Below are 16,009 nucleotides of genomic sequence, written 5' to 3' on the forward strand. Positions count from 1 at the left end.
ACCCGTCGACGAGCGAAGGAGGACGGCGTGGAGGAACTGCTGGAACGCCTCTCGGCGGTCGACCCGGCCGCCGAGAGCGCGGTGCGGGTGATCGCGTACTTCGACGCCCTGGTGGCGGCCCGGGCGGGCTTGGACCCGTTCGTCCGCGCCGCCGCCGTCCTCACCGGCTGCCCGGCCGGCCTGCACGACCCGGACCGCCACGTCCACCTGCGCATCCACCCCGACGGACATCGCCTCGATCCCGGCCCGGCGGACCGGACCTGGCCCTCCGTACGGCTGGCTGACACGGCCGACGGACACGTCTGGATCGAACGTACGGGCGAGTCGGCGCGCGTCGACGCCATCATCCTCGAACGGCTGGCCGCCGGCGTCGGCATCGTGCTGGACCGGACCCGCGGCCGGGCGCCCGCCTGGGATCCGGCCGGGGTCGAGACGCTGCTCACCCCCGGCACCGACCCGGTCGTCCGGGCCCGCGCCGCGCGCCGCCTCACCATCCCCGCCGACCTGCGGGTCCGGGCCGTGGCCGCGCTCGCGCCGCTCGGCGAGGAACCCCGCTCCGACCGGCCGATGGCGTTCGAGAACCCGGTGCTCACCCGCTGGAGCGCCCGGATCGGCCGGGTGACCGCGGCGATCGTGCCCGCCGTCGGCTGCCACGTCCCGTGGCCGGACCTCGCCTTCCGCACCGGCCTCGGCCCTGCCGGCACGGTCGCCGACCTGCCGAGATCCTGGGCCGGAGCGGTCGCCGCACTGCGCCTCACCGCGGACGGGACGCAGCCCCGCCCCGGCCCCCGGCACCTGCGCCACGACGACCTCGGCGGCCTGGCCCTGCTCGCCGAACGGCTGGCGGCCCCCGACGCGTTGATCGACGATGTCCGGGCCCTGCGAGCGGCCGAGGGCGCGGCGCCGGGCTCGCTGGAGACGCTCACCGTCCTGGCCGAGCAGAGCAGCCTGCGCCAGGCGGCCGCCGCCCTGCACGTCCACCACTCGACGCTCCAGGCGCGGCTGCCGTCGCTGGAGGCGGCGCTGGACTACCCGCTGAGCACCGCGCCCGGCCGCTCGCGCCTGGCCCTGGCGCTGGCCCTGCACCGGATCCACCTCAGCGGCCCGCTGCCCTGACCCGCCGGAATGGCTCAGGAGCCGGCCAGCACCAGCTCGCGCACGTACTCGCGAGCGGTCTCGGCGGCCTCGGCCGGGAGCATCGCGTCGGTCACCCAGGTGTCCACCTCGGCCAACTCGGCGAAGGTGGAGAGCCCCACGGTGGCCCACTTGGTGTGGTCGGCCACGACCACCACGCGGCGGGCGGAGGCCACGAAGTTCCGGTTGGTCTCCGCCTCGGCGAGGTTCGGCGTGGAGAGCCCGGCCTCCGGGGAGAGCCCGTGGGTGCCGAGGAAGAGCAGGTCGAAGTGGAGCGAGCGGATCGCCCGGTCCGCGACCGGCCCGACCAGCGAGTCGGACGGCGTCCGGACGCCGCCGGTCAGCACCACGGTGCTGCCGACCCCCTCGCCCTGCTGCTTGGCCCGCTCGAAGACGTCGGCGACCCGCACCGAGTTGGTCACCACGGTCAGCTGCCCCACCTGGGTGAGGTGCTGGGCCAGCGCGAAGGTGGTGGTGCCACCGGAGAGCGCGATCGCGCTGCCGGGCGTCACCAGGGCGGCCGCCGCGCGGGCGATCTCCTCCTTGGCGGACAGCTCCAGCGACGACTTCGCCTCGAACCCGGGCTCGTGCGTGCGGGCCTCTTCGACCGGCACCGCGCCGCCGTGCACCTTCTCGATCGCGCCGATCTTCGCCAGCGCGTCGAGGTCACGGCGGATCGTCATGTCCGACACGTTCAGCCGCCGGGTCAGTTCGTTGACCCGCACGCCACCGCGCCGGCGCACCTCGTCCAGGATCATCGCCCGGCGCTGCTCGGCGAGCAGGTTGCTGTTGTCGGCCACGTACGCCGCCCCGCCTCTCAGTGATCCAACCGTTCAGCCCATCCTGCCACGATCGGACCGGGCACCGGGACACTCGGACGAAGATCAGCCCGGTATCCGGCGCCCGGCGGACCCCGCGGTCCAACGTGGCGGCTCCGGTCAGGAGTTCCTGGGGAGCGGAAGAGGCAGCGGAAGGTCGGCGGGAACCAGCAGCTGGAGGTCCTGCGTGGAGGGGTCGGGCAGCTGGGCCACCCGCATCGCGTGCCGCTCCACCATGGTCTCGAAGACCTGCCGAGCAGTGCGCCCGTTACCGAAGTTGGGCCCCCGGTGCAGCGTGGAGAAGTGGCCGAGCAGCGCCTCCGCGGTCGTCTCGGCGAGCTCGTACTCGTGCTCCAGGCACTGGGTGCGGGCGATCTCCAGCAGCTCGGCGTCCGAGTAGTCGGGGAACGCGACGGTGCGTGAGAAGCGCGAGGAGACACCGGGGTTGGCGGAGAGGAAGCGCTCCATCTCGGCGGTGTAGCCGGCGACGATCACCACCACCTCGTCGCGGTGGTCCTCCATGAGCTTGACCAGGGTGTCGATCGCCTCCCGCCCGAAGTCCCGGGCGCCGTCCTCGGGGGCCAGCGCGTACGCCTCGTCGATGAACAGCACACCGCCTCTGGCCTGGTCGAACGCGGCCTGGGTACGGATCGCGGTGGAGCCGATGTGCTCGCCGACCAGGTCCACCCGGGCCACCTCCACCAGGTGCCCGCGCTGGAGCACCCCCAGTGAGGCGAGGATCTCACCGTAGAGCCGGGCCACCGTGGTCTTGCCGGTGCCGGGGGAGCCGGTGAAGACCAGGTGCCGCCGCAGCGAGGGCGCCTTGAGACCGGCCTGCCGGCGGCGGCGGCCGACCGCGATCAGGTCGATCAGGGTGCGCACCTCCTGCTTCACGGTGGCCAGGCCGATCAGCGCGTCCAGTTCGGCCAGTGCCTCGTCGGCCGGGCGGCAGTCCGGGATCGGCGCGATCTGGGCCAGCGGCGCGAGCGCGGGCGTGCTGGTCAGCTGGGCCGTGCGCGGCGCCGGGAGGGTCTCGGACGCCGGCGCGCTGGGCGCGATGTCGTCCGAGGTGCAGGCCTCCACCACCGGGCCCGGCTCGGAGAACTCGAAGCCCGCCCGGGCGTTCTGTTCGGCCCGGCAGCGGGTCAGCGCGCTGCGGCAGCCGTCGATGATGTGGAACCCGAAGCCGTTGCCCTGGGTCACCCGGCAGTCCTCGAAACTGCCGCGCCCCTGGGCCGAGACGTAGACCGCGGCCTCCGCACTGCCGCGCACCACGCAGTCGCGCAGCACCGGGTCGGCGCCCTTGGTGACGATCACCCCGGTCGCCACGTCGGAGATCTCACAGCCCGTCAGCAGCCCGCCGCTGCCGTGGTCGCGGAACCACATCCCGGTCCCGGCCTGCTGCACCCGGCAGCGCTCCAGCGCGACCGAGGCGCCCGAGCTGACCGAGACCGCCGAGCTGCGGATCCGGCTGAACGAGGTGTCGGTCACGGTGGCCCGGGAGTCCCGGTCCAGCACGAAGAGCGCGTCGGGCAGGTCGTGCAGCGAGCAGTCGGCCAGCGTGAGCTGCGCGCCGTCGCTGACCCAGATCGCCGGGTAGTCCCCGGTGCTGTCCTCGATCTCGCATCCGGTGGCCTCGGCCCGGGTGCCCGGGTCCCAGACCGAGAGCGCGCCCCGGCCGAAGGCCCGGATGTTGGTCTGTTCCAGTGTCAGCAGCGAACGGCCGCGCAGGTCGGCGGCGTTCTCCGGCAGATCGTGCAACCGGCAGCCGACCAGCGTCAGTTCGGCCTCGGTGTCCAATGTCAGGCCGTTGCCGGTGACCCGGTGGATCTCGCACTCCGTCAGCCGGCCGACCGACTTGGACTCGGCCTGCACCCCGCTGCCGCGGATCTCGTAGATCTCACACCCCGTCAGCTCGGCCCGGCTGCCGGCGTCGGTGAGCAGTACGCCGGCGCCGGCAGCGTGGTGCAGCCGGCAGCGGGTCAGCCGCGCGCTCGCGCCCTCCAGGACGGCGAGTCCGGCCTGGCCGGCGGCGGAGACCTCGCACTCCTCGAAGGCGGCGCTCGCCCCGCCGCGCAGGCGCAGGCCGAGGCCCGCCGGGTTGGCCACCGTGCAGCCCGACAGCACGGGGTCGGCCCGGTCGTCCACCTCGATGCCGACGGCGGAGTGGGTGTCCACCCGGCAGCCGGTCAGCCGGGCGGTGGCCTCCGGGCCGGTGACCAGGACGGCGGCGGCCGAACTGTCGTAGCCCTCGATCAGCAGGTCGCGCACGGTGGCGGCCGCGGTGATGGTGAGCGTGACGCCGGAGGGCGGGTCCAGGCGTACGGTGCCGGGGCCTTCGGCGGGCTGCAGGGTGACGGGCTTGTCCAGGACGACGTTCTCCCGGAACACCCCGGGGCGCAGCGTGAGGGTGTCGCCCGGCTCGGCGGCGGCCAGCGCCTCGGCCAGCGTCTCGTACTCCCCGGCGCGACGCCGCCAGCGCGAGCCGCTGTCCTGCGTGACCCGGACTCTGTGCTCACCCATGACGCTCCGTCGCCCTCGCCCTCTGCCGCTCGCCACCCGTAGTCGGCCCACCGTAGCGCGCTCCGCGACGCGCCCGTGCCAGCCGATCTTTCATGCAGCAGGACGTCAGGCGGCGGGCAGCCGTTCCCCGCGCTCCAGTACGGTGACCTGGTCTCCCACCCGGACGGTGCCCAGGATGTCGCCGGTCACCCCGGTGGGGCGTTCGGGGATCAGGTTGACGCCGAACGCGGCCTTCTTGTCCAGGCGGTGGTGCTCGGCCAGCGAGGCGAGCGGTTCGGGGCCCTGGCGCTCGCCGGTCTCCTGGTCGGTGGTGGTGACCACGCAGCGGCCGCAGAGCTTGACGGCCCGGAAGGTGAGCTCGCCTATCGCCACCCGCCGCCAGCCGTCCTCCTCCCACTCCTCGGTGCCGTCGACCACCAGGTTGGGGCGGAACCGCTCCATCGGCAGGGCCGGCGCGCCCTTGGCGGTCATCCAGGTGTTGAGCGCGGCCAGCGAGGCCGTGCTGGTGGCGAGCAGCGGGAACCCGTCGGCCATGCTGACGGTGTCCCCGGGTGCGGAGAAGTTCTCGTTGACCGGCCGGGCCAGCGGGTCGTCCAGGTGCAGCAGGCGGACGTGCGCCAGCCGCTCCGGGAGGCGCTCGGCGAACCAGAGCCGGGCCTTCTCCTCGGCCTCGGCGGCGGCGAACCGGGAGCCGAAGACGTCGCCGACGGCGGGCTGAGCCGCGCCGGAGGGAGCCGGGACGCGCAGCCGGTCGCCCTCGGGGGAGGTCACCAGGAGGGCGCCGTCCTCGTCGAACCCGGTGCGGAACCGGGCCAGCGAGGGTGCGTCGCGCTGGGTGATGGCCTTGCCGTCCTGGCCGGCGAGCATCCAGCGCCGGTCGCCGGTCAGGCCCCAGGGCTCGACGGTGGCGGCGGCGGGGTTCTGCCGGTACATCGACTTGACGGGGTAGCGGTGCAGACCGGTGAGGAGAGGCATACCGTCATCCTGCCAGGCTCCGGCCGGTGCGTCCGGGGTCGGGGGTACGCGCACGGGCCGCCCGGAACACCGTACTGCGGTGCTCCGGACGGCCCGTGGATGACCGATCCCCCCTCGATCCCTTCGGTCAGTAAGCCTGCCCCTGATGGGGCTGCGCCTGCTGGCCGTACTGCTGCTGTTGCTGGTACCCCTGCTGGCCCTGCTGGTTGAACTGGCCCTGCCCGAACTGCCCCTGGCCGAACTGGCTCTGGCCGAACTGCCCCTGCGCGTACTGCTGTTGCGGGGGCTGCTGCTGGGAGGGCTGGCCGGGCTGCTGGAAGAACTGCGGCGGCGGCACCGGGCGGACGGGCGCCACCGGGGCCGGCGGTGAGGGGCGGAACCCGCCCTGGGTGTCCCAGGGTTGCGGCGAGGCGTAGCCCTGCTGCGGCTGCTGGGCGGGCACGCGCGGTCCGGGCAGGTACGGCTGGCCGCCGTAACCGGGCACCGGGGGCTGCGGCGTGGCGTACGAAGGAGCCGGGTACGTACTGCCGGTGCCGGTACCCGGTCCCAGAGCGAGCCGGGCCGGCGGCAGGGCCGGCAGCAGGCTGGTGCTCTCCAGCGCCGAGCCGAAGCCCGGGGCGGGTTGGTAGGGGGCCGGGGGTAGCGCGGCCGGCACGTTGATCGGCGCGATCTGGGGGACTCCGCGCTCTGCGACCAAGCTGTCGTAGATGGGCGTGCCCGACGAAAAGGACGGAGCGTAGTAGCCGACTCCGTCGTAGGAGCGGGGCGAGGTCATGGGGCATACCGTAAGCCCAGAATGTGGCACTTGAGGAGTGTGAGGGGGCTGCAGTTCGAGTGTTTACACAGTCTTCGCTCGCGCAAAGACCCCAAATGTCGAAATATCGGGCATTTCGCGGACGATTTCCGGTCGTTCGGACCCCGAGAACAGCTGAGCCCCCCCGGGTTCCGGGGGGCCCAACGTGGCCTAAGCTGGCCTCATCACCGACCACGGCATCGCTCTGCCGTGTCCCGGCTCACCCGTTTGGATGAATCACCAGGTCAGCTGTTCTGCAGCGCCTGCGCGGGGAACCCCGGCAGCGGGGTCAGCTCGGAGGTGCAGAACGAGCAGCGGACGGCCGCGGCCGGAATGCGACTCAGGCACTGGGGGCAGTCGGCCTTCGGCTGCTCGGCGGGCTTGGTCTCGAAGCGGGCCTGCAGCTTGCCGACCGGCAGGACGACGGCGAAGTAGATCACCGCGGCGATCAGCAGGAAGCTGATCAGCGCGTTGAGGAACGCGCCGTACGGGAAGGCGGTGCCGCCGACCTCGAAGGTCTTCTGGGTGAAGTCGCCGATGGTGCCGGTCGCGACGCCGATCAATGGCGTCAGGAACGCCGTGACGAAGCCGGTGACGACGGCGGTGAAGGCCGCACCGATGACGATACCGACGGCCAGGTCTACTACGTTTCCGCGCAGCAGAAAGCTGCGGAAGCCCTTGAACACGGCGCTGAACTCCAGATGGATCGACGGGGGGTGATGACCTCACCCCCTCGGTCCGCCATCCTGGCCAACCGGAGGCAGCGCGGTCCAACCCGCCTCACCCGCTTCGGCTAACCGGGAAACCGAAGTTGACGATCCATCAGGGGTGGGATCAGAGCGTCCGTGCACGCACCTGTGCCGCCGTTGCCCGCCGGGAGTCGAGCGAGCGCTCGTAGAAGTCCACCATCTGCGCGGTGACCTGGTGCAGCGTGAAGTTGGTCAGAAAGCGTGCCCTGGCCGCCTGCACCCGGCCGGTCGAGCCGCCCGGGTCGGCGAGCACCGCGTTCAGCGCGGCGGCCAGCCGCTCGGGGGACTCGGGCGGCACCAGCACCGCGTAGTCCTCCGAGCGCACGGTCTCGCGCAGCGCGGGAACGTCGGAGCAGACCAGCGGCACGCCGACGCCCATCGCCTCCATCGCGGCGCTGCCCAGGCCCTCCCAGCGGGACGGCACGGTGAACACGTCGGCCGCGGCCATCAGGTCGAAGACGTCGCCGCGCGGCCCGAGGAACCGCACCCGCGCGGGCCCGCCGGCGGCCGCGGCCAGCGCGTGCAGCCGCTCGCTCTCCGGCCCCGGATCCCCGGCCAGCAGCAGCACGGCTCCCGGCGTGCCGCGCAGCACCCGCGGCCAGGCGGTGAGCAGCACGTCGAGCCCCTTCTGGTACACCTGGCGCGCCGCCGCCAGGACGATCGGGGTGTCCGGCGGCAGGTCGAGCCCGGCCCGCACGGCCGCCCGCCGCTCGGCGGTGACGGTGCCCAGCAGTTCCGGGTCGCGCCCGGCCGGTACCACGTCGATCCGGCCGGCCGGGATCCGCAGCCGGCCCGCCATCGCGCCCGCCACGTGCCGGGTCAGCGCGTGGAAGCGGCGGGTGCCCTGCGCGGTCGCGGCGTCCACCGCCTGCGCGGCCCGCACCCGCCACGGGCTCAGCCCGCGCGCGTGCAGGTGCTCGGGCCCGTAGGCGGAGTCGACCAGGCTGGAGACCACCGGCGTGTGGGCGGCCAGCGCCGCGGCCCGGCCCAGCACGTCCGACTCGTACAGGGTGGTGTGCACCAGATCGGGGCGCCGCTCGCGGACCAGCGCGCGCAGCGCGGCGGCGGTCCGGCCCCGGCCGCGGTGGTGCACGCCGAAGACCGTGGCGCCCGCGGCGGTCAGCTCCGGCTGGATCCCGTCCGGGGACGCCGTCAGGTACGCGACGTCCAGCCTGATGCCCGAGCGCACCAACTGCGGTGCCAGCGCCAGCAGTCCCTGCTCGGCGCCGCCCACCCGGTTGAGGCTGTCGATCACGTAGAGCACATGCATCCGACTCATCCCCCTGACGTGGCACGTGGTCGGCCTCCCATGCCGGCCCGTGCCCGGGGCCTAGCATCGCAGCCCGGACGGCTCTCCCGCCAGGGAATCCACGGCGGAAGGTGTCCTGAGGGCAGAGGTCTGGACCTCACTCCGGGCCGCACAGGCGTGCGCCGGCGCGCAACTTCTGTTGCGCCGTTCGGGGGACTTCGCGGCGCGCAACCGGCCCCGGCGGCCACGGAACTGACACGCTGTCCCCATGAGGTCCGTCTTCCGCATCGCAGCCCTGCTCGTCTCCGCCGGTCTGACCCTCGGGGTGGCCTCGACACCGGGGTCGGCGGCTGCGGCGGCGAGCGACCCGTACGTGCGCCTCCAGCACCCGCAACCGGTGGCCGATCCGGCCCACCGCGAGGTGGTCGAGGTCTTCTGGTACGGCTGCGAGCACTCGCGACTGCTGGAGCAGCCGCTGGAGTCCTGGGCCGCGCACCGGCCGAGCGACGTGGTGCTGCACCGGATCCCCGCCGTCTGGTCCGACAACGCCGACCAGGACGTCCAGCGGGCCCACGCCCGCCTCTTCTACACACTCGACCGGCTCGGCGAGGTGGACCGCCTGCAACTCGCCGTCTTCCACGCCGTCCAGGCCGAGGGCCTCGACCTCACCACCGAGGACCTCGCCGCCGGCTGGGCGGCCGGGCAGCAGGTGGACGTGCAGCGGTTCCGCGCCGCCTACGAGTCCGACGTGGTCGGCCGCGAGACCGCGCAGGCGTCGAAGGAGCTGGCGCGCTACGAGGTCACCGAACTGCCCAGCCTGGTCGTCCAGGGCAGCTACCGCACCGGGCCGACCCAGGCCGGCGGCGTGGACAGGATGCCCGCCGTGCTGGACGACCTCCTCCAGCACCACTAGGTGTAGGTGCGCCCCTTCCAGGCCGCGCCGCGACCGCGCCAGTGCTGCACCGCCGAGTCCACCGTCATCAGCAGGTAGAGCAGCGCGGTGAACGGCAGCAGGGCCGCCGCCGGGGCGGGCCGACCGTAGTACCGCACCATCGGCAGGTACGTCCCGGCCATCAGGGCCCAGCCGGCGGCGCCGGCGGCCAGCAGCGGCAGGTCGCCGGCCGCCAGGCCGGTGATCGCCGCGACCGGGGGCACCAGGTAGACCAGCGTCAGCCCGAGCACCGTGCCGACCAGCAGCGGGAGCGAGTGCCGCAGCTGCGCGTACGCGCTGCGCGAGACCATCCGCCAGAGCGGGCCGAGGCCCGGGTAGGGGCGCACGCTGTCCACCCGCAGGGCGGCGGTGTGCTCGGCCAGGCCGAGCCAGGTGCGCCCGCCGCTGCGCTTGACCGCACGGGCGAGTGACACGTCGTCGATCACCGCGCCGCGGATCGCCGCGATCCCGCCCGCACGTTCCAGGGCCTCGCGGCGCACCAGCGAGCAGCCGCCGGCGGCCGCCGCGGTCCGGCTGCCGGGGCGGTTGCTGCGCCGGAAGGGGTACAGCTGGGCGAAGAAGTAGACGAAGGCCGGGACGATCAGGCGCTCCCAGCCGGTCTCGGTGCGCAGCCGGGCCATCTGGGAGACCAGGTCCAGGTGCTGCGTCTCGGCGGCGGCCACCAGCGCGGCCAGCGTCTCGGGTCCGTGCGCGATATCGGCGTCGGTGAGCAGCAGGTAGTCGACGTCCCCGGCCAGTTCGACGCCGTGCCGCACCGCCCAGAGTTTCCCGGTCCACCCCGGCGGCAGCGGAGGGGGCGTGCTGACGGTGAGCGGGAGTGCGCCGGTGGCAGTGCCGGCGCTCAGCTCGCGGGCGACGCGCGCCGTCCCGTCCGTGCTGTGGTCGTCCACCAGGATCACCCGGGCGCTGCCGGGATACCGCTGCGCCAGCAGCCCCGGCAGGCTCAGCGGCAGCACCTCGGCCTCGTCCCGGGCCGGCACCACCAGTGCCACCGACGGCCAGGCCGGCGGCGTGAGCCGCTCGGGCAGCCGGACGTCGGTCCGCCAGAAGAACCCCTGGAAGCAGGCCAGCCACACCCAGCACAGCACCGACAGCAGACTCACCCACAGCAGCACCATCACCCGGGCAGTCTGTCGCAGACCGGCCGCTGCCAGGGCTGCGACGCCCGGATCGACTAAAGTCCACCCTTGTGAAGATCGCACTGCTGGACTCTGGAATCGGACTGCTCCCGGCCGCCGCCGCGCTGCGGGCCCTGCGGCCGGACGTCGATCTCGTGATCACCAACGACCCGGACGGCATGCCCTGGGGCCCCCGGACCCCCGAGGACATCGCCGATCACGCGCTGGCCTGCGCACGCGCCGCGGCCGCCCACCGTCCGGACGCCCTGGTGGTGGCCTGCAACACCGCCTCCGTGCATGCGCTGACGACCCTGCGCGCCGAGCTGGAGCCGGGGCTGCCGGTGATCGGCACCGTCCCGGCGATCAAGCCGGCCGCGGCCGGCGGCGGTTCGGTGGCGATCTGGGCCACCCCGGCGACCACCGGCAGCGCCTACCAGCGCGCACTGATCAACGACTTCGCGAGTGGCGCGGCGGTCACCGAGGTGCCCTGCCCGGGCCTGGCCGACGCCGTGGAGCGGGCCGACGACGCGGCGATCGACGCGGCGATCCGCGAGGCGGCGGCGCTGACCCCGCCCGGCACGGCCGCCCTCGTGCTGGGCTGCACGCACTACGAACTGGTGGCCGAGCGGATCCGGGCGGCCGTCGCCCCCACCGCCGACCCGGCCGTCGTGTTCTTCGGCTCGGCCGAGGCCGTCGCCGCCCAGGCCCTGCGCCGGATCGCCACCGTCACCAGCACGGGCACCGGCAGCCTCACCGTCCTGTCGTCCGGCCGCCCGGGCACCCTCCCGGCGGCCGCCGGGCACTACCTCCAGGGGCGGGCGCTAAGTGCGCCAGCGGCTGAGCGCCGGGTCCAGGCCGGAGAGCACGGTGTCCAGGTGGTGCCGGCCGCCGGCGGCGTCCACGCGTAGCCGGCTGACCAGCAGGGCCTGTTCGGGCAGTCGCCGGTTGAGCCGGTGGTCGCTCAGGAAGCCCAGCCGGTAGCCCAGTTCGCGCAGCACCTCGGCCGTCCGCGGCTCGTAGCCGCCGCCGGGGTAGGCGAAGGCCGTCGGTGCGGTGCCGAGCCAGCCGGTCAGCGCCTGGTGCGCCGAGAGGATCTCGGTGCGCACCGTCGCGTCGTCGCAGCGGCGCAGCTCGGCCGCACCCAGGCTCTGGCTGCCGATGGCGACCCGGCCGGCCGCCAGCTCGCGCAGGTCCTCGGGGGCCAGCCGTTCCTGGCGCGGCGGCCGGGCGGTGCAGCTGACCCGCAGTTCGTGCAGGCTGCGGCGGCGGTCCGGGTCGGGCAGCGAGGCCAGTTGGGCCAGCCGCCGGGCCTGGCCGTCGGCCGTCAGGGCGCGGGCCTGTCCGCCGTGCGCGGTGAGGAAGGCGGCCTCCTGCTGCCAGGACGGCAGATCGGTGCCGACCAGCTCGGTGACGACGAAGGCGACGGCGGGCAGCCCGCGGTCGACGAGCGCGGGCAGGGCGTGTTCCAGCACCCCGCGGTCGGCGTCGTCGAAGGTGATCAGCACGCTGCGCGGCGGCAGCGGCCGCCCCTCCGCCACGGCCTGCTCCAGGGCGCGGAGCGAGATCGGCACGGCCGTCCGGCAGAGCCGGTCCAGCTGGGCGCCAAAGCGTCGGCGGTCGGTCACCCGGCGGTAGGCCAGGACGGCGAACTTGCGCGCCGCCCGGGCGCGGAAGAGCGGCTGGGCGGGGGAGTAGCGCAGCCAGCGGCTCAGCCGCCCGGTGGCGCCGCCCGCCGTCGACGGCAGGTGGGCCCGCGCCGCTCCGATCGACGGCGACAACGGTGACGACGGTGGTGGCGCGTTCGCGGGCGGGGGCGGGGTGGGGGACGCCGATGTGGTGTCCGGTCGCGGCACGGTTCCCTCCAGGCACGGCCGGACTGAACCGGCTTGAGATCGCTCGATGCAGTCAAGACGCGCGCGCCCGACAAATGGTTGTATGCCGCACCGATCGAGTCGCGCACAGATCGTAGCCGAACGGCGACGCAGTGTGGCTGGAATTCGCCGGTGGCCGGAGCCGAGAGGGGTCCTACAGCTTTCCCTGCCGGTACATCTCCTCGGCAGCGTCCAGCACGGCGGCCAGGTCGCCGCCGGCCGTGGCGGTCAGCACCGCCGCCACCGCGCCCTCCACGAACGGCGCGTCGGCGAACCGGACGGGGAACGGCAGTCCGTGCTCGTCCGCCGTCGTGAGCAGGGCCTGCACGGTGTGCACGGCGGCCGGCAGGTCGGCCAGCACCACGACCCCGTGCCCCTGGTCCACCCGGCGGGCCGCGGCGGCGATCAGCAGCGCGCTGGTGCCCGGGCCGTCGCTCGGGTGGCCGCCGGTGGCGGCGACCGGGGCGGGGTCGTCGGTCGCCGCCACCGCCCGGGCGAGGTCGGCGACGTCCTCGGCGAGGTCCCGGCTCTGCGACACCAGCACCACGCCCACCCGCCCCAGCGCGGAGGACCGGACCAGCGCCTGGCTCGGCACGCGCACCGCCGAGGGCGCGTCGAGGATCGGGATGACGTCCGCGTCGGTGCTGTCCCGGTGGCCCATCGGCTGCTCCCGCTCTCTCGGTGGAACGTGGTGGAACATGGTGGAACCCGGCGGAACCGGTCGCGCCAAGGGCCGCCGGTACTGCCCACCGCCCACTCTCGCAAACCGCACGGCCTCCGTCCCGCGCCCGCGCCGGGATCCGCCGCACTTCTGAGCCGGCGTCAGCGGGCCGGGTCCCCCAGGAAGCATGAGTCCTGGCCAAGTGCCCTGCCCAGGGTGCCTGCCCCCGATACCCTGGCCGTCCGGATCGTCGGGAGGAGCAACAACGTGTCAGCCAACATCGGTGCCAGCGAAACCGCTAGCGAGACCGTCAACGAGGCCGCGGGTGCGGCCGTCAGTCAGGCCGTCGAGGGGAGCGTCGAGGGCTCGGAGACCGTGCCCAGCGCCCGGAAGCCCCAACTGGACCTGACCGACGCCACCTGGCTCTCCAGCAGCCAGGGCGACGGCAAGAACGGTGACGTGCAGATCGCCTTCGTGGACGGCTACATCGGGATGCGGGACGGCCGGTTCCCCGACGGGCCGGTGCTGGTCTTCACCCCGGCCGAGTGGCGCGCCTTCGTGCTCGGCGCCCGGGACGGCGAGTTCGACCTCACGTAGGGCCGCACAGGCTCTGAGCGCGTAGAAGCGCGTAGAACAGACAGACGCCGTGCCGACCGCCCCCACGCGGTCGTGCACGGCGTCTGCTGTGTGACCCGGCTCGCGAAGCCGGGCCTCCTCCCGAGGTTGTTCCCCGAAGCCGGCCCGGGAGGGCCGGCAGTCGCCGGGAGGGCGGCAGTGGGACCAGAGGTCCGGGCTGCCTGTGCCCGGGATCCGAACGCCCCCACGCGTCGGTGTCCCGGGCTGGTCCGCGAGCGCGAACGGGTCGGGGAACCCGCGAACCAGGCTTGGGTGAAAGGGTGCTTGAACAGGCGTGTACTGCTGTTGATCTGCAGCTGCTCGGTACCACGAGGTGCGACGGGAGGATGGGCGCACGGGGGTGCGCCACAGCAGACCACCCCCACGTGGAACGTGCCCACAGCAGCTGCCGTACATCCGCGACCGTAGCCCGGACGGTTGCTCAGCGTCAACATTCGTCTCGGAGCGTGGAGCTTGCGGTGCGTGGCGGGGCGCCCGGTGCCGGTGAGCGGACCGGGTGCACGTACGATGGCGGCATGTCTTTTCTCCGCCGACGTTCCGGCACCCCAGCGGGCCCGGACTTCGACGTACTCGCGATGGACCCGGGCGACTGGCCCGGCCACTTCGGCGCAGCGATCATGAGCGGCCCGGACGGAAGCTGCCAGGGGATCTTCCTCCGGTACGACCTGTTCGGCGGCCGCGGACCGGCGATGTTCATCGGCAACCTGCCCGAGGGCTCCCCGGCCCGGGACGCCGAGGACGGCGTGCCGTTCGAGGTCAGACAACTGCTGGCGGCGCTGGAGAACGACGAGCCGGTGGAGCTGGTCTCCGCCGAGGACTTCCCGGTCATGCTCGGCGACGACCTGCTGATCGTGAAGAAGGTCAAGGTCTCCGAGGAGCGGGTGTTCTGCGCCCAGTTCGACCGCAGCGACAGCGTGCAGGTCACCATCGCCTCCTGGGACCGTCCGATCGCGGACGACCTCTACCAGCTGCTGAAGCCGCTCCCGGCGGACCTCTTCCAGCAGGGCTGACCGGAGCCGCTGCGGCGGGACGAGGCGAGGGGCGGTTTCCGGCCCTTTTCGGCGCAGGCCGCCGGTCGGACGGCGCTTGACGGGTTCGATCAACACTTCGTACAGTCACCAGCATGTCGTCCCGCCGCCCGCTGCTGACCAGGCGCAGCTATCTCGACCTGCGGCGCACTGCCAGCGCGGTCTGTCGGTAGACCCTGCCGCGGGTCCAGGACCCGCGTTCCGCGGGGTGGGCGACGGCTCCGGCGCTCGGCGTCCGGTGCGGCCGTGCCTCCTCTTTCGCACGCTCCCCACAGCCGTGCAGCCGACGACGGCTGCCGCGCCCCATGCCGGCCGCCCGGAGGCAGCGCCATGAGCACCGTCACTGACGAAACCTCACCCCTCGACGCCGCGATCGCCGGCCTGCCCAGGGTCGTCGACCTGCTGGCCGCGCGCGCCGAGGAGCACGACCGGGACGCGACCTTCCCCTACCAGGGGATCGAGGCGGTGCACGAGGCCGGCCTGCTCACCCTGACGGTGCATCCGCGCTACGGCGGCCCCGGCGGGACGCTCGCCGACACCGTCCGGGTGCTGGCCGAACTCGGCCGCGGGGACGCCTCGGTGGCGCTGGTCACGGCCTTCACCCTGCTGCTGCACGCCGAGCAGGCGCGGACCTCCGGCTGGCCGGCCGGGCTCTACCGGCGGCTGCTGAACGAGTCCCGGCGCGGTCCGGCGCTGGGCAACACGCTCTGGGCGGACTCGGCCGAGGGGCCGCCGACGCTCGCCCGGCGGGACGGCGACGGCTGGCTTCTGACGGGCCGCAAGACCTGTTGCACCGGCGCCGAGGCGCTGGCCTGGATGGCCGTGCGGGCGAGTACCGACGAGCCGGTGCCGCGGACCGGGACCTTCCTGGTGCGCGGGGAGAGCGCGGGCGTGGAGGTCGACCCGGTCTGGGACCAGCTGGGCCTGCGGGCCAGCGCCGGGCACGACGTGCTCCTGCGGGACGTCCACGTGCCGTCCGAGGCGGTGCTCGACCTGCGTGCCGAGCCGGACCAGGCGGCGGCCGCGCTCTCCGCCGCCTGGCGGGACCTGGCGCTGGCCGCCGTCCAGCTGGGCGTGGGACGGGCGGCCCAGGACTGGCTGGTGCGCTTCCTCAGCCAGCGCACCCCGGCCAACCTGGGCGAACCCCTCGGCACGCTGCCCCGCTATCGCGCCGCCGTGGGCGAGTTGGAGAGCGCGCTGATCGGCGCCGAGGAGCTGCTCGGCGGCCTGGCGGCCCGGATCGACGCCGGCGACCCGTCGGCGGTCGGCCGGACCGGCCCGATCCAGCTGCTGGTCACCAGGGCGGTGATCGAGTCGGTGCAGCAGGCGGTCACCCTCACGGGCAGCCCGGGCCTGAGCCGGCGTCACCCGTTGGAGCGCTATCTGCGGGACGCGCTGAGCGGGCGGATGCACTGCCCCCCGGAGGACGCGGTGCTGCAGGCGGCCGGGCGCGCCGCGCTGGCGCGGGTCCGGCCGCGCGGCGCCTGAGAACCGCGCGGACC

At 74.1% G+C, this 16,009-nt stretch carries 15 protein-coding genes; 6 read left to right on the forward strand and 9 right to left on the reverse strand.

The window, feature by feature from the left end; translation table 11 throughout:
- Positions 1-27 precede the first annotated feature (27 nt).
- Positions 28-1,116 (forward strand): helix-turn-helix domain-containing protein, encoded by a 1,089-nt coding sequence (locus P3T37_RS29190; protein ID WP_280726917.1) that lies wholly within the window; start codon positions 28-30, stop codon positions 1,114-1,116.
- Positions 1,117-1,130: 14 nt separating this feature from the next.
- Here P3T37_RS29190 and P3T37_RS29195 read toward each other — a convergent pair whose 3' ends face one another.
- From P3T37_RS29195 to P3T37_RS29220, 6 genes are all read right to left on the reverse strand, one after another.
- The gene (locus P3T37_RS29195; RefSeq protein ID WP_280726918.1) at positions 1,131-1,934 is read right to left on the reverse strand and encodes a DeoR/GlpR family DNA-binding transcription regulator; all 804 of its coding nucleotides are present in this window, start codon (positions 1,932-1,934) and stop codon (positions 1,131-1,133) included.
- 138 nt (positions 1,935-2,072) lie between these two features.
- Complete coding sequence (locus P3T37_RS29200) at positions 2,073-4,475, reverse strand: right-handed parallel beta-helix repeat-containing protein (protein WP_280726919.1); 2,403 nt, start codon at positions 4,473-4,475, stop codon at positions 2,073-2,075.
- Between the two features lie 105 nt (positions 4,476-4,580).
- Complete coding sequence (locus P3T37_RS29205; RefSeq protein ID WP_280726920.1) at positions 4,581-5,450, reverse strand: MOSC N-terminal beta barrel domain-containing protein; 870 nt, start codon at positions 5,448-5,450, stop codon at positions 4,581-4,583.
- 127 nt (positions 5,451-5,577) lie between these two features.
- On the reverse strand, positions 5,578-6,225 hold the full coding sequence (locus P3T37_RS29210) for a DUF6643 family protein (protein WP_280726921.1): 648 nt from the start codon (positions 6,223-6,225) through the stop codon (positions 5,578-5,580).
- A gap of 263 nt (positions 6,226-6,488) precedes the next feature.
- A complete protein-coding gene (gene mscL / locus P3T37_RS29215; RefSeq protein WP_280726922.1) occupies positions 6,489-6,929 on the reverse strand; it encodes a large conductance mechanosensitive channel protein MscL in 441 nt (146 codons plus the stop codon).
- 148 nt (positions 6,930-7,077) lie between these two features.
- Positions 7,078-8,271: a glycosyltransferase family 4 protein gene (locus P3T37_RS29220; protein WP_280726923.1), complete on the reverse strand. Its 1,194-nt coding sequence runs from the start codon at positions 8,269-8,271 to the stop codon at positions 7,078-7,080.
- 238 nt (positions 8,272-8,509) lie between these two features.
- On the opposite strand from P3T37_RS29220, the gene P3T37_RS29225 reads away from it, so the two are divergent.
- A complete protein-coding gene (locus tag P3T37_RS29225) occupies positions 8,510-9,154 on the forward strand; it encodes a thiol:disulfide interchange protein DsbA/DsbL (RefSeq protein WP_280726924.1) in 645 nt (214 codons plus the stop codon).
- Here the strand turns inward: P3T37_RS29225 and P3T37_RS29230 are convergent.
- Positions 9,151-10,311, reverse strand: a complete 1,161-nt coding sequence (locus tag P3T37_RS29230; RefSeq protein WP_280726971.1) for a glycosyltransferase — start codon at positions 10,309-10,311, stop codon at positions 9,151-9,153. The genes P3T37_RS29225 and P3T37_RS29230 overlap by 4 nt on opposite strands.
- 71 nt (positions 10,312-10,382) lie before the next feature.
- On the opposite strand from P3T37_RS29230, the gene P3T37_RS29235 reads away from it, so the two are divergent.
- On the forward strand, positions 10,383-11,219 hold the full coding sequence (locus P3T37_RS29235; RefSeq protein WP_280726925.1) for an aspartate/glutamate racemase family protein: 837 nt from the start codon (positions 10,383-10,385) through the stop codon (positions 11,217-11,219).
- Here P3T37_RS29235 and P3T37_RS29240 read toward each other — a convergent pair.
- Positions 11,133-12,089 (reverse strand): polysaccharide deacetylase family protein, encoded by a 957-nt coding sequence (locus tag P3T37_RS29240; RefSeq protein WP_280726926.1) that lies wholly within the window; start codon positions 12,087-12,089, stop codon positions 11,133-11,135. The genes P3T37_RS29235 and P3T37_RS29240 overlap by 87 nt on opposite strands.
- A 247-nt stretch (positions 12,090-12,336) precedes the next feature.
- Positions 12,337-12,843: a PTS fructose transporter subunit IIA gene (locus tag P3T37_RS29245; RefSeq protein WP_280726927.1), complete on the reverse strand. Its 507-nt coding sequence runs from the start codon at positions 12,841-12,843 to the stop codon at positions 12,337-12,339.
- A gap of 375 nt (positions 12,844-13,218) precedes the next feature.
- Here P3T37_RS29245 and P3T37_RS29250 point away from each other — a divergent pair, with 375 nt between their 5' ends.
- From P3T37_RS29250 to P3T37_RS29260, 3 genes are all read left to right on the forward strand, one after another.
- The gene (locus P3T37_RS29250) at positions 13,219-13,440 is read left to right on the forward strand and encodes a DUF397 domain-containing protein (protein ID WP_280726972.1); all 222 of its coding nucleotides are present in this window, start codon (positions 13,219-13,221) and stop codon (positions 13,438-13,440) included.
- A 554-nt stretch (positions 13,441-13,994) separates the two neighbouring features.
- Positions 13,995-14,489, forward strand: a complete 495-nt coding sequence (locus P3T37_RS29255) for a hypothetical protein (protein ID WP_280726928.1) — start codon at positions 13,995-13,997, stop codon at positions 14,487-14,489.
- A gap of 348 nt (positions 14,490-14,837) precedes the next feature.
- A complete protein-coding gene (locus tag P3T37_RS29260; protein WP_280726929.1) occupies positions 14,838-15,995 on the forward strand; it encodes an acyl-CoA dehydrogenase family protein in 1,158 nt (385 codons plus the stop codon).
- The last annotated feature ends 14 nt before the right edge of the window (positions 15,996-16,009 follow it).

The organism is Kitasatospora sp. MAA4, from assembly GCF_029893355.1.
Lineage (GTDB): Bacteria > Actinomycetota > Actinomycetes > Streptomycetales > Streptomycetaceae > Kitasatospora.